The sequence below is a fragment of the Streptomyces sp. NBC_00028 genome (genome assembly GCF_045041065.1).
GTDB lineage: Bacteria > Actinomycetota > Actinomycetes > Streptomycetales > Streptomycetaceae > Streptomyces.
Genome location: NZ_CP108293.1, coordinates 3,567,269 through 3,579,773, shown reverse-complemented (window position 1 = coordinate 3,579,773; position 12,505 = coordinate 3,567,269). Strand labels below are relative to the sequence as shown.

Annotated in this window: 11 protein-coding genes; 5 read left to right on the top strand and 6 right to left on the bottom strand. The window is 70.5% G+C overall.

Going from position 1 to position 12,505, the window contains the following annotated elements; translation table 11 throughout:
* Positions 1-116: 116 nt before the first annotated feature.
* The gene (locus OG885_RS15660) at positions 117-566 is read left to right on the top strand and encodes a hypothetical protein (RefSeq protein WP_405731364.1); all 450 of its coding nucleotides are present in this window, start codon (positions 117-119) and stop codon (positions 564-566) included.
* Positions 567-611: 45 nt separating this feature from the next.
* Here OG885_RS15660 and OG885_RS15655 read toward each other — a convergent pair whose 3' ends face one another.
* The 3 genes from OG885_RS15655 to OG885_RS15645 all read right to left on the bottom strand — a co-directional run bounded on the left by OG885_RS15655 (position 612) and on the right by OG885_RS15645 (position 2,688).
* Complete coding sequence (locus tag OG885_RS15655; RefSeq protein WP_399948406.1) at positions 612-1,736, bottom strand: RNA polymerase sigma factor SigF; 1,125 nt, start codon at positions 1,734-1,736, stop codon at positions 612-614.
* Positions 1,733-2,146 (bottom strand): anti-sigma regulatory factor, encoded by a 414-nt coding sequence (locus tag OG885_RS15650; protein ID WP_030784224.1) that lies wholly within the window; start codon positions 2,144-2,146, stop codon positions 1,733-1,735. The genes OG885_RS15655 and OG885_RS15650 overlap by 4 nt, the downstream gene beginning before the upstream one ends.
* Positions 2,147-2,427: 281 nt before the next feature.
* Complete coding sequence (locus OG885_RS15645; RefSeq protein ID WP_194079752.1) at positions 2,428-2,688, bottom strand: UBP-type zinc finger domain-containing protein; 261 nt, start codon at positions 2,686-2,688, stop codon at positions 2,428-2,430.
* A gap of 87 nt (positions 2,689-2,775) precedes the next feature.
* Between OG885_RS15645 and OG885_RS15640 the strand changes: the two genes are divergently transcribed.
* Positions 2,776-4,371 carry a Na+/H+ antiporter gene (locus OG885_RS15640; RefSeq protein WP_405731361.1) on the top strand — a complete coding sequence of 532 codons (1,596 nt, stop codon included), beginning with the start codon at positions 2,776-2,778 and terminating at the stop codon, positions 4,369-4,371.
* Positions 4,372-4,467: 96 nt separating this feature from the next.
* Positions 4,468-7,365, top strand: coding sequence for an FxSxx-COOH system tetratricopeptide repeat protein (fxsT, locus tag OG885_RS15635; protein WP_405731359.1), 2,898 nt, complete (start codon positions 4,468-4,470; stop codon positions 7,363-7,365).
* Here fxsT and OG885_RS15630 read toward each other — a convergent pair whose 3' ends face one another.
* Together OG885_RS15630 and OG885_RS15625 are read right to left on the bottom strand one after the other, a co-directional pair.
* The gene (locus OG885_RS15630) at positions 7,366-8,268 is read right to left on the bottom strand and encodes a 1-aminocyclopropane-1-carboxylate deaminase/D-cysteine desulfhydrase (protein ID WP_405731357.1); all 903 of its coding nucleotides are present in this window, start codon (positions 8,266-8,268) and stop codon (positions 7,366-7,368) included.
* A gap of 10 nt (positions 8,269-8,278) precedes the next feature.
* On the bottom strand, positions 8,279-8,869 hold the full coding sequence (locus OG885_RS15625; RefSeq protein WP_405731355.1) for an N-acetylmuramoyl-L-alanine amidase: 591 nt from the start codon (positions 8,867-8,869) through the stop codon (positions 8,279-8,281).
* A 300-nt stretch (positions 8,870-9,169) separates the two neighbouring features.
* On the opposite strand from OG885_RS15625, the gene OG885_RS15620 reads away from it, so the two are divergent.
* Both OG885_RS15620 and OG885_RS15615 read left to right on the top strand, forming a co-directional pair.
* Positions 9,170-10,576 (top strand): family 2B encapsulin nanocompartment shell protein, encoded by a 1,407-nt coding sequence (locus tag OG885_RS15620; protein ID WP_405731353.1) that lies wholly within the window; start codon positions 9,170-9,172, stop codon positions 10,574-10,576.
* Positions 10,577-10,915: 339 nt separating this feature from the next.
* On the top strand, positions 10,916-11,530 hold the full coding sequence (locus tag OG885_RS15615; RefSeq protein ID WP_405731351.1) for a GNAT family N-acetyltransferase: 615 nt from the start codon (positions 10,916-10,918) through the stop codon (positions 11,528-11,530).
* A 241-nt stretch (positions 11,531-11,771) separates the two neighbouring features.
* Here the strand turns inward: OG885_RS15615 and OG885_RS15610 are convergent, their stop codons facing one another.
* Complete coding sequence (locus OG885_RS15610) at positions 11,772-12,362, bottom strand: TetR/AcrR family transcriptional regulator (RefSeq protein WP_405731349.1); 591 nt, start codon at positions 12,360-12,362, stop codon at positions 11,772-11,774.
* Positions 12,363-12,505: the final 143 nt, after the last annotated feature.

The following is a 12,505-nucleotide window of genomic DNA, read 5'->3' as shown; positions in this document are numbered from 1 at the left end:
ACGTAAGACTTCGGTGCGTGAATCTTGCCACGGGCGGGCCGGGCAACCCCGGCGAGCGGCCGTGCGTCACCCCGCCTGGCCGGGGGAGCCGGAGGGGCGACGGATACCCTTCAGGGGTGACCAGAGAGCAGACGCCCGCCCCCGAGGAAACCGCAGGACCGCGCCCGCGGCGCCTGACCTACGCCGCCGCCCTGGCCGCACTGGAGGGGCTCGCGCTCGTCGTCGGCGGGGTCTGGATGCTCGTGGAGGGCTTCACCGGCGACCCCGACGACCGGCAGACCGCCGTCACCGGCGGCATCACGCTCGTGGTCCTCGCCCTGCTGCCGTTGCTCGCCGCGCGCGGTCTGCTCGCGCTGCGGAGCTGGAGCCGGGGGCCCGCCGTCATCACCCAGATCCTGGCCCTGCCGGTGGCCTACAACCTGCTCCAGGCCGACAGCATGGCGATCCCGGCGGGCATCGCCCTCGCGGTCGTCGCGGTGACCGCGCTGGTCCTGCTGGTCAACCCGGCGACGACCCAGGCCCTCGGGATCAAGGGGCCGGGTCGCGCACAGGACGGGGAGCGCTAGTCGGTCGTACGGCGTCACAGGCGCCGGAAAGCCCCGACCGGACCGTCACTCCTCCACGAGGAGCTTCTCCCGCAGCTGGGCCAGGGTGCGGGCCAGCAGACGGGAGACGTGCATCTGGGAGATGCCGACCTCCTGCGCGATCTGCGACTGGGTCATGTTGCCGAAGAAGCGCAGCAGCAGGATCCGTTTCTCCCGCGGCGGCAGGTCCTCCAGGAGTGGCTTGAGGGACTCGCGGTACTCGACGCCCTCCAGCGCCTCGTCCTCGGCGCCGAGGGTGTCGGCGACCGCCGGGGACTCGTCGTCGGTGTCGGGGACGTCCAGGGAGAGGGTCGAGTAGGCGTTCGCCGACTCCAGGCCCTCCAGGACCTCCTCCTCCGAGATGGCCAGCTTCTCGGCCAGCTCGTGCACGGTCGGGGAGCGGCCGTGCTGCTGGGAGAGCTCGGCGGTGGCCGTCGTCAGCGCGAGGCGCAGCTCCTGAAGCCTGCGCGGGACGCGGACCGCCCAGCCCTTGTCGCGGAAGTGCCGCTTGATCTCGCCGACGACCGTCGGGGTCGCGTACGTCGAGAACTCGACGCCGCGCTCCGGGTCGAAGCGGTCGACCGACTTGATCAGGCCGATGGTGGCGACCTGGGTGAGGTCGTCCAGCGGCTCACCGCGGTTGCGGAAGCGGCGCGCGAGGTGCTCGACGAGCGGCAGATGCATCCGGACCAGCCGGTTGCGCAGCTCCGCGTACTCCGGGCTGCCGTCCTGCAGCTTGCGCAGCTCGATGAACAGCGCGCGCGCTCCGCTGCGGTCCTGAGGGTGGTGCTGGGTGGCCTGGCCGCTCTGCTCGCCCTGCTGATCGTCTCGCTCGTGCTCGCTCATCGTCCTGCCCGTCGCCCTTCCCCGAGCCGGCGTCTCCGCTCGGACAGGGGAGACCCCGATCCGTCCGTCCAGAGGCGTGCTCCGCACGGCACCTTCCTGATCCCGCTGCCCGTCGTCCAGGAAGCCGGCCCCGGGGGAGCCGTCCTCCGGATGCGGCCGGGCCTGTTCGGGGATGCCGGCGACTCCGGCCGCATCGACAGCGCCGTCGATGGAATCCCCCGTGTGTCGGGACCCGCCTGTGCCCTCGGCCGGCAGCTCCCGTGTGCCGCGCTCTTCGTCACGCACCGGCCCGTCCCCTGTCCTCACGCCGGCCCGGGTCCCGCGCCGCGCTGTTTGTAGAGGCTGATCGAAACGGTTTTGTCGTCGTCCACGGCGGAGGAGACCTTGCCCGCGAGAGCGGACAGGACGGTCCAGGCGAAGGTGTCACGCGCGGGGGCGTGACCGTCCGTGGTCGGCGCCGAGACGGTGACCTCCAGAGAGTCGTCGACAAGGCGGAAGACGCAACTGAGCACCGAGCCGGGCACGGCCTGCTGGAGCAGGATCGCGCAGGCCTCGTCCACCGCGATGCGCAGGTCCTCGATCTCGTCGAGGGTGAAGTCCAAACGGGCCGCGAGGCCGGCAGTCGCCGTACGCAGCACCGACAGGTAGGCACCCGCAGCCGGCAGCCGGACTTCCACGAAGTCCTGGGTCGCGGGCTCGCCTGCGATCTGGGACACCCTCACCTCCAAGGTGGTACAAGCTTTTCGGGGCCGAGGGTCGCCCCCCGGAGTAACGCGAAGTGTGGTTCAGCGGTGACGCTATCGCGCTCTCAACTTTCCTGTCCCCGGGACCCCGACCCCGTGCCGTCACTCACAGTAAAACTGTGGACACGCTCCGTGTCTAGGGGTCTGCGGCTCCAATTGGGAAGAACGCGCGCCGGGTTGACGTACCCAGACGTCAGACCGTCGAACCGTCCGGAAACGGAGTCGGTACCGGCCTGGTCGCGACCCGGACCCGGTCACACGAGAACGTGGTCCTCGAAGCACCAGCGCCAGTCCTCGCCGGGCTCGAACGTGCGCATGATCGGGTGGCCGGACTCCTTGTAGTGCGTGGTGGCGTGTCTGCCGGGCGAGGAGTCGCAGCAGCCGACATGACCGCAGGTGAGGCAGAGCCGCAGCTGCACCGGGTGGGTACCGTCGCGCAGACACTCGGGACATGTGTCGTTGAGCGGAGCGGGTTCCGGGTGCGGCAGCGCGTCGGCGTGCGTGCACTGTTTCATGATTGCCAGGTTACGACGGGTGTGCGGACGGCCGCGCGGAAAATCGACGGCGGGGCGGATACCGATGGACGAGGGCGGGCGAGGGCCATGGACGTGATGCCACTGCTGTTGCTGGTGGCGGGGAGCGCAGCGATCGCCGCGGCGGCCCGGCGCACCCCGGTGCCGGCGCCGCTGCTGCTGGTCGCCGCCGGGCTGGTCTTCTCGTACGTCCCAGGGGTCCCTGAATACACGCTCGACCCGGATGTGGTCCTGCCTTTGATCCTGCCCCCGCTGCTGCACTCGGCGGCCACCGACAGCTCGTACCTCGACCTGCGGGCACAGATGCGGCCGGTGGCGTTGCTGTCCGTCGGGTACGTGCTCTTCGCGACCCTCGTCGTCGGCTGGGCCGCGTACCGGATCGTGCCGGGCCTCTCGCTGACCGGGGCGCTCGTGCTCGGCGCGGTGGTGGCACCCCCGGACGCGGTCGCGGCGACGGCGGTGGCCCGCCGGGTCGGACTGCCCTCCCGGATCACCACGATCCTCCAGGGCGAGTCCCTGGTGAACGACGCGACCGCGATCACCGCCTACCGGGTCGCCCTCGCGGCGGCGGTCGGCGAGGGCGCGTCCTGGGCGGGCGGCATCGGCGAGTTCCTGCTCGCGGCGATCGGCGGTGTGGTGGTCGGCCTGGTCCTGATGGTGCCGATCCACTGGCTGCGCACCCACCTGAAGGAGCCCCTCCTCCAGAACACCCTCTCCCTCCTGATCCCCTTCGTCGCGTACGCGGCCGCCGAGCAGTTCCACGCCTCCGGGGTCCTCGCGGTCGTCGTGGTGGCGCTCTTCCTCGGACACCGCGCGTGGGAGGTCGACTTCGCGACGCGCCTCCAGGAGGACGCCGTGTGGAAAATGGTTGCCTTCGTTCTCGAATCGTCGGTGTTCGCGCTGATCGGACTCCAGTTGCCGGTCGTCCTCAAGGGCCTCGGGGAGTACGAGGGGGGCAGCGCCGCCTGGTACGCGCTCGCCGTCTTCCTCGTGGTCGTCGCCTCCCGGTTCATCTGGGTCTATCCGGCGACGTTCCTCCCGCGCGTGCTGTCCGCGCGGATCAGGGAACGCGAGGAGAACCCCACCTGGAAGGGCCCGTTCGTGATCGCCTGGGCCGGGATGCGCGGAGTGGTCTCGCTGGCCATCGCCTTCTCCATCCCCGAGCACCTGGACGGCGGCGAGCCCTTCCCCGGCCGCAACCTGATCCTCTTCCTCACCTTCACGACCGTCATCGGCACGCTCGTCGTCCAGGGCGTCACCCTGCCCCCGCTCATCCGTCTCCTCAAGCTCCCCGGCCGTGACGCCCAGGCCGAGACCCTCGCCGAGGCCAACGCCCAGGCGCAGGCCTCCCGGGCCGCCGAACGCCGCCTGGACGAGCTCCTGTCCGACGAACGCAACACCCTCCCGCCCCCGCTCGCCGACCGCCTCCGCACCGTCCTGGAGCGCCGCCGCAACGCCGTCTGGGAGCGCCTCGGCGCGGTCAACCCGGTGACCGGCGAAACCGTCGACGACACCTATCGCCGTCTCTCCGGCGAAATGATCAGCGCCGAGCGCACGGTCTTCGTGAAACTCCGGGACGGCCGCTACATCGACGACGAGATGCTGCGCACCTTGCTGCGCCGGCTGGACCTGGAGGAGGCGGCGGCTTACCGGGAGGCGGAGTGAGGGCGAGGCCGGTGCGCGGAGTTCCGTACCCCGCTGTCAGCCTGACGGGGGATCATAGGAGGGAAACGATCGGTACGGGGTGACTCGGGGGACGTGATGACCGGCACCGGGCAGCGGTTCTTCATCAGCTACGCGGGCGTGGACCGCCCCTGGGCGGAGTGGGTGGCCTGGCACCTGGAGCGTGGCGGCCACCGGATCATCCTCGACGTGTGGGACTGGCGTACCGGGGACGACTTCGTCCGGCGCATGGACGAGGCGCTGGAGCGTGCCGACGCGGTGGTCGCGCTGTTCTCCAAGGCGTACTTCGAGGACGGGCGGTGGACCGGGGACGAGTGGTCCAACGCGGTCGCGCGCCGGGACCGGTTCATCCCCCTCGCCATCGAACCGCTCACCAACGATGACGTCCGTCCCCTGCTCGCCTCGCGCATCCGGAAGGATCTCCACGGGCTGGAGGAGGAGGCCGCGGTGGCGGCCCTGAGGGAGGCCGTGAACGGCGGTCGCAGGCCGACGGAGGCTCCGCCGCTGCCGGTACCGGAGGCCGAAGAGGCGGCGGTGGCCGAGGTGGTCGCGGTGGGCGCTGCCGACAAGCCCCGTCTGCCCGGCAGCACCGGGCGGCCCGACGTGTGGAACGTGCGCCGCCGCAACCTCGACTTCTCCGGCCGCGAGGCCCAGATCGCCGACCTCCGCGACGGTCTGCTTGGGGGCGAGCACTCCGTCGTGTACGCCCTGCACGGCATGGGCGGCATCGGCAAGACACAGTTGGCGCTGGAGTACGCGCACCGGTTCGCCGGCCAGTACGACCTGGTGTGGTGGATCGACGCGGAGCAGGCGGACCAGATACCGGTGCACTACACGGAGCTTGCCGACCGGCTGGGTATCGCCGTCAAGGAGGCGGGGGCGGAGCACAACGCGCGGATGCTGGTGCAGCATCTGAGCGGCCGGTCGCGATGGCTGGTGATCCTGGACAACGCGGAGGATCCGGACCAGGTGGAGCGGTGGCTGCCGGACGGCCCCGGACACGTCCTGATCACCTCACGCAACCCCAACTGGCGCCGCCTGGCCCGTCCGACGTCCCTCGACGTGTTCGCGCGGGCGGACTCGCTGGCCTATTTCAGGACGCGGGTGCCGGGGATCGGCGAAGCCGACGCCGATGTGCTGGCCCGCGAACTCGGCGATCTTCCGCTGGCGTTGGCCCAGGCCGCGGACATGATCGAGCGCGGCACGCACGTCGATCTCTACCTACGGCTCCTGCACGAGAACACCAGCCCGGTGCTGCGCGAGGGCGAGGTCCCGGACTATCCCGAGCCGCTGGCCGCCGCCGTGGCCATTGCTGTCGAGGACCTCGACGGGAAGCACCCGGACGCCGCGGCCCTGCTCAGGCTCGCCGCGTTCCTCGGCCCCGATCCGATTCCCACCGAGTGGCTGGTGGACGCGCGGGAGCGGTTGTCCACGATTCCGGCCCAGACGGACGCACTGACGTGGATGAGGACCACGCTCGAACCGCTGCGCCGTAACAGCCTCGTACGCATCGACGGCTCGGGCTTCCAGGTCCACCGGCTGACACAGGCCGTCCTTCGGGACCAGGTCGACCCGGCGCGAAAGGAGGCGATCCGTGACGATGTGGCGGCAGTCCTGGCCTCCGTCACCCCGGGGGACCCGGAGACTCCGGGCCACTGGTCCGCGTGGGCCAGCCTGACCTCGCATTTGGTCTCGCAGCACATCGACATCCACCACCGGCCGGAACTGCGCGCGACACTCCGCGGCGCGGTGAACTTCCTCATCCGCAGCGCCCAGCCCCGGGCGGCCGCCGAACTGGCCGGCACCCTGCGCGACACGTGGACCGCTCAGCTGGGTCGTGACCACCCCGATGTGCTGACCGCGACGCAGTTTCTCGGCCACGCCACATCGGACCTCGGTGACATCTACGGTGCGCGGCCGATCATCGAGGACACCCATACCCGCCGCCGCGCGACGCTGGGTGACGACCACCCCGACACGCTCCAGTCGGCCAACGACCTCGCAGCCATCCACACGCGGCTCGGGTTGTACAGCGTGGCGCATGCCATGCACCAGGACACCTTGGACCGGCGCCGCCATGTGCTGGGTGACGACCATCCCGACACTCTCCAGTCGGCTGCCAATTTCGCGGCGTCCCTGTACCGGATGGGCGGCATCGCCGCGGCACGTGAGTTGGACGAGGACACGCTGGCTCGACGGCGTCGTGTGCTCGGGGAGGACCATCCAGAGACGCTTCGGTCGGCGCTGCAGTTGGGGGAGGTCTGCTTCGAGCTCGGCGAGGTGACCGAGGCGCACCGCATGCACACGGAAGCCTGGGAGCGCTGCCGTACCGCGCTGGGGGACAACCATCCCGTGACCCTCGGTGCTGCCGGGTGCCTGGCCAACACGCTGGCCGAGATGGGCAGGGACGAGGCCAAGAGCATGATCGAGGACGCGCTGGACCGGTGTCGCCGTATTTACGGGGAGAGCCATCCCGACAGCAGGAGGGCGACGTACACCTATGCCTGCGTCATGTTCGGCCTGAACAACCATGAAGAGGCCCGTCGCATCCTCGTGGACCTCATGGCCTTGCAACGCAGCGTCCTGGGTCGGGATCATGCCGAGACCCTGGTGGCGATGAACCAACTCGCGCTCACATTGAGCGAGTTGCGGCAGTACACGGAGGCTGTGCGTCTCCTGGAGGACGTTGTCGCCTGGCGGAGCAAGGCATACGGGGAGGATCACCCGGAGACCCTCAAGCCCGCTTTCAACCTCGGGGCCATCCTGTACGAAGCGCGATCTTTCCAGGCCGCCGCCGCGGTGCTCGAAGACGTACTGGCGCGCCGTCGCGGCATACTCGGGGACGGCCACAAGGACACGCAGAAGACCGTCCAGGTCCTGACAGCGACTTACAAGCGGATGGGCCAGAACCGCAAAGCCCAGAAACTCACCGCCAAGAAGTCCACCAAGAGCCGCTTCCGCAAGAAGTCCCGCTAGTCACCCGGTGAACGGCGCCCCCGTGACCACCGCGGCCACCCTGCTCCCCACCGGAAACGCCCCTTCCCCGGCCAGAGCGACAAGTCCGTACAGCAACTTGGCGACATAGAGACGTTCCACTGCCACCCCGTGCCGGTCCTTGAAGTCCTTCGCGAAGGCGTCGAGTTCGGGGGTCGTACGGGCGTAGCCGCCGAAGTGGAAGCGGTCGTCGAGGGACCAGTCGCCGCGGGGTTCCCCGAAGGCGGCCTCCTGGAGGCCTTGTATGTCGGCGGTCAGGAAACCGCCCTTGAGAACCGGTATCCCCAGGGCCCGCTGCCCCGCCCCCAGGCCCGCGGCCATCCCCGCGAACGTGCCCCCGGTGCCGCACGCGACCGCGACCACCTCCGCCCGGTCCCGCAGCTCCTCGCCGAGCGCCCGGCACCCTCGTACCGCGAGGGTGTTGCTGCCGCCTTCCGGTACGACGTACGCGTCCTGAGCCCCCGCTGCCCGCAGGATCTCCCCAAGCACCGGAGGCTCGCCTTTGCGGCGGTAGGTCGATCTGTCGACGAAGTGCAGCCGCATGCCGTCGGACACGCAGCGGGCCAGGGACGGGTTGAGGGGGCGGTCCGCCAGTTCGTCGCCGCGTACGACCCCCACCGTCGGGAGGCCGAGCAGTCGGCCGGCGGCGGCTGTGGCGCGGAGGTGGTTGGAGTAGGCGCCGCCGAAGGTGAGGAGGGGGCGGCCGGCCGCGGCGGCCAGGTTCGGGGCCAGCTTGCGCCACTTGTTGCCGACCAGGTCCGGGTGGATCAGGTCGTCGCGCTTGAGGAGCAGGCGGACGCCGTGGCGGGACCAGCGGTCGTCCTCGATCTCCTGCAACGGCGACGGGAGCCGAGGGCGCAGGGAGGCGAGATCGAGGCCGGTCACGCCCCCATTGTCACCGGAGGCGGTCTCCGATGCGCTCCCGCATCGACGCCATGGTGAAACCGCGGGGATCCACCTTGCCGGGCTGCCACTCCAGGTGGCCGATGACCGACCGTTCCGTCCAGCCGTGGTGGCGGCAGATCGCGGCGGACACCCGCTCGATCGCCTCCAGCTGGGCGTCCGGCCAGGGATCGTGGCCGTCGCCGAGGTTCTCGCACTCGAAGCCGTAGAAGTGACGGTTGCCGTCGGTGTTCGCCTCGTTGTCCGGCGGGAGGCGTTTCTCGGCGATCACCGCGCGCAGCACGTCGTCGTCGCCGAGGCCCGCGTGGTTGGCGCGGCCGTAGCCGACGAGGTGGAGCCGGCCGTCCTTGGTGATGACGCCGTGGCAGAGCGGGCCGGGGAGCTCCGCGTAACCGTCGCGGCAGAGTTCGACCGTGTGTTCGCTGCCCTGCGTGACCGTGTGGTGGATCATCACGCCGTGCACCGGGCCCCACGGGCCCTTGTGGTTGCGGTTGTGATGTCTCCAGTCGCCGACCTCCACGACGGTGACGCCCTCGCCCCTCAGGGCGTCCAGGAAATCCGCCGCGGACATGGGTGGGGCCATGCCGCCTCCTTCAGCTGCGCGCCGACGGCCGCCTGCCGCGGACGTCTCGTCACGGTGCTTGTACCGAAAGCGGACGGCCGGGACTCCTTGTTCGTACGGCGTGCGAGCCGTTTCGGACAAAGGCCGTGGAGCCGACCGGAACAGCACGCATGTGCGAGAGCTGCATCAATGCCCAGCAATCGAAGATCCAGTCCCCCTCTTTCGGGTAATACCACCGCCACGCTCCGTGAGGAAGGCTTGCGCGTACAGATGTCCCGGCGCAGACCGGCGCCCGGGCATGTACGGGAGGGCGTTTCTCATATGTCGGTAGGCGAAGAGGTCCGTGCGGAGCAGGGCCGTCCGCAGCAGAGTCTCGGTACGGCAGCCGCGCGGAACCTGGCCACCACGACCAAGTCCGCACCCCAGATGCAGGAGATCAGCTCCCGCTGGCTGCTGCGCACGCTGCCATGGGTGAACGTCCAGGGTGGTACGTACCGCGTCAACCGCCGACTGACCTACGCCGTGGGGGACGGCCGGGTCACCTTCGTCAAGACGGGCGACCGCGTCGAGGTCATCCCGGCCGAGCTGGGCGAACTGCCGGCGCTCAGGTCGTACGAGGACGAGGAGGTGCTCGGCGAACTCGCCCGGCGCTGCCAGCAGCGTGAGTTCGCGCCGGGCGACGTGATCGCCTCCTTCGGCAGCCAGGCCGACGAGGTCTATCTGCTGGCGCACGGCAAGGTGGAGAAGATCGGCACAGGACCCTACGGCGACGACGCCGTGCTCGGAGTCCTCGCCGACGGCGCCTACTTCGGCGACCAGGCCCTGCTCGACCCCGACGCCATCTGGGAGTACACCGCCCGCGCGGTCACCGCCTGCACGGTGCTGGTCCTGCCGCGGGGCGACGTCGACCAGGTCGCCGAGCGCACCGACACCCTGCGTGAGCACCTCCAGGAGCTGCGCTCGATCCCGGAGCAGAGCACCAACAAATACGGCGAGAAGGAGATCGCGCTCGCGGCGGGCCACAGCGGTGAGCCGGACATCCCGCACACCTTCGTCGACTACGAGGCCCGGCCGCGCGAGTACGAACTGAGCGTCGCCCAGACCGTCCTGCGCATCCACTCCCGCGTCGCCGACCTCTACAACCAGCCGATGAACCAGACCGAGCACCAGCTCCGGCTGACCGTCGAGGCGTTGAAGGAGCGCCAGGAGCACGAGCTGGTCAACAACCGTGAGTTCGGACTGCTCCACAACTGCGAGTACGACCAGCGCCTCCAGCCGCACGACGGTGTGCCCAGCCCCGACGACCTGGACGAACTCCTCAGCCGGCGGCGCGGCACCAAGCTGCTGCTCGCCCATCCGCGCGCGATCTCCGCGATCGGCCGTGAGTTCAACAAGCGCGGACTCGTCCCCGAGACCATCGACGTCGGCGGCAACCGCATCCCGACCTGGCGCGGTATCCCGATCTACCCGTGCAACAAGATCCCGGTCACCGAGGCCCGTACGACCTCGATCATCGCCATGCGTACCGGTGAGGCCGAGCAGGGCGTCATCGGACTCCAGCAGGCCGGCATCCCGGACGAGATCGAGCCGAGCCTGTCCGTCAGGTTCATGGGCATCAACGAACAGGCGATCATCAAGTACCTCGTGACCGCCTACTACTCCGCCGCGGTCCTCGTGCCGGACGCGCTCGGCGTCCTGGAGAACGTCGAGATCGGCCGCTGGCGGTGACCCCGCTCCACTGCGGGGCCCCGCGGAGTACGTGACACGGCGCGGCGGTTGAGCGCTGGGACAACAGAGGGCCGTACTGCTGCACGGACACAGGTACAGACACCGGCACCGGCACGGCTACGGACAGGGGCGCGGCGGATTCAGGCGGCCGACCCCAGACCCCGGAACCCCCGGGGCCGCGCGGCTCCTGACCCCGCGCGGCCCCGAGGGGCTCCGGTCCGGCGGGTCCCGCACATCCCCACGGCGTGCGGGCCCCGCCCCTTCGGCGCGCCCGCCACACCGTCCCCGATAGAGTCAACGGCCGGACGAGCACGGCCAGTTGAGAAAAAGGGGCGGGCCATGGGTGTGGCGATACGGGCGGCGGGCCAGGACGACCGCGATCTGGTCGTACGGCTGCTGGACAGGGCCTTCCAGAACGACCCCGTCAGCCGGTGGGTCTTCCCGGGCGACGAGTACCGCCGCGCCACCCACCACAAGCTCATGGCCGCCTTCACCGACGTCGTGCTGGCCGACGGCCGCATCGACCTCGCCGAGGACGGCGCGGCCTGCGCGCTGTGGCTCCCGATGCCGGCCGAGGCGAACGGCGAGGGCGGTGACAAGGAAGGCGAGGGTGACGACGGCCCCGCCCAGATGCGCGCGAGCATCGACCCCGCCAACGAGCGCATCGAGCTGATCGCCCGGCTCACGGAGGACATCCACCCCGTCGGCCGCGCCCACGAATACCTCTGGATGATCGGCGTGAGCCCCGACCGTCAGGGTGCGGGCCTCGGTACCGCCCTCATCGGCGCCGTCCTCGACCGCTGCGACCGTGAGGGGCTGCCCGCCTACCTGGAGGCCAGCAGCGCCCGCAGCCGCGTCCTCTACGAACGCCTCGGCTTCGCCCTCCAGAACCGCCCGCTGGACCTCCCCGACGGCCCCCAGATGTGGCCGATGTGGCGCGAACCCCGCCCCTGACCGAGCAGCCTCCACACTCGAGCCGCCGACACCGGCGCGGCCCACACCTCTCGCTCAGCGAGGCCCGCACTTGCGCCCCGCGGGCCCGCATTTCGGCCTGACGCCCCAGCTGCAGCCCCTACCCCATGGAGCCGGAGCGAAGGTCGTCGACGCCTGAACCACGATCCTGCGCCCCCGCCTCCGACCGCACGAGCCCGCAGCCCACGTCCACCCCACCCCTCGCCCCCTGCCGCCGCCCTCCTCACCCCTCCGGCACCACCGTCTCCACGATCCGTTCCACCAGGCCCTCCGGTACCCCCACCCCCGGCAGCACCCCCTCCAGTACGCCGGGCAGGGTCAGATGTTCCAGGAGCAGGCCGAGCATCGCGAGGTAGAGGACGGTGACCGTCTCGTCGCCGCCGGGCAGCTCCGCGTCGCGGTGGAACTCCATGCCCTGCTCCAGGTCGGCGCGCACCGAGCGGGTGTAGGACTGCCGGAGCTCGGGGCGGCGGGTGGCCTCCAGGCGCATCTCCAGGAGGGCCAGATAGCCGGTGCGGTCGGCGGTCGCGCGGGACATCAGGTCGTGCATGAACGCCGTGACCAGCGCCCGGTCCTTCGGCCTCGCCAGCAGCCCGGCGAGCACCTCGGGATCGGGCGCCAGCCGCACATGCAGCCGCGCGTCGATCTGCCGCAGCAACTCGTCGCGCCCGGTGAAGTAGTTGGAGGCCGTGCCCACCGGCACCCCGGCCTCGGCGTCCACCGCGCGGAACGTCAGCCCCCGCGCCCCCTCCCGGGCGAGCACCGCGACCCCGGCGTCGACCAGCGCCGCCCGCCGCTCCGGATTGCCGGCCATGCGGAATCACCTCTCCTCTTTTCCGGTACTTCCACTCACGCACAGAAAAACCCTTGCAACCACTACAAGTGAAGTACTACAACTGAAGCACTACATCTGGAGTGGTTCACACGACAGGGCGCAGCCTACGAAAAGAGACCAGC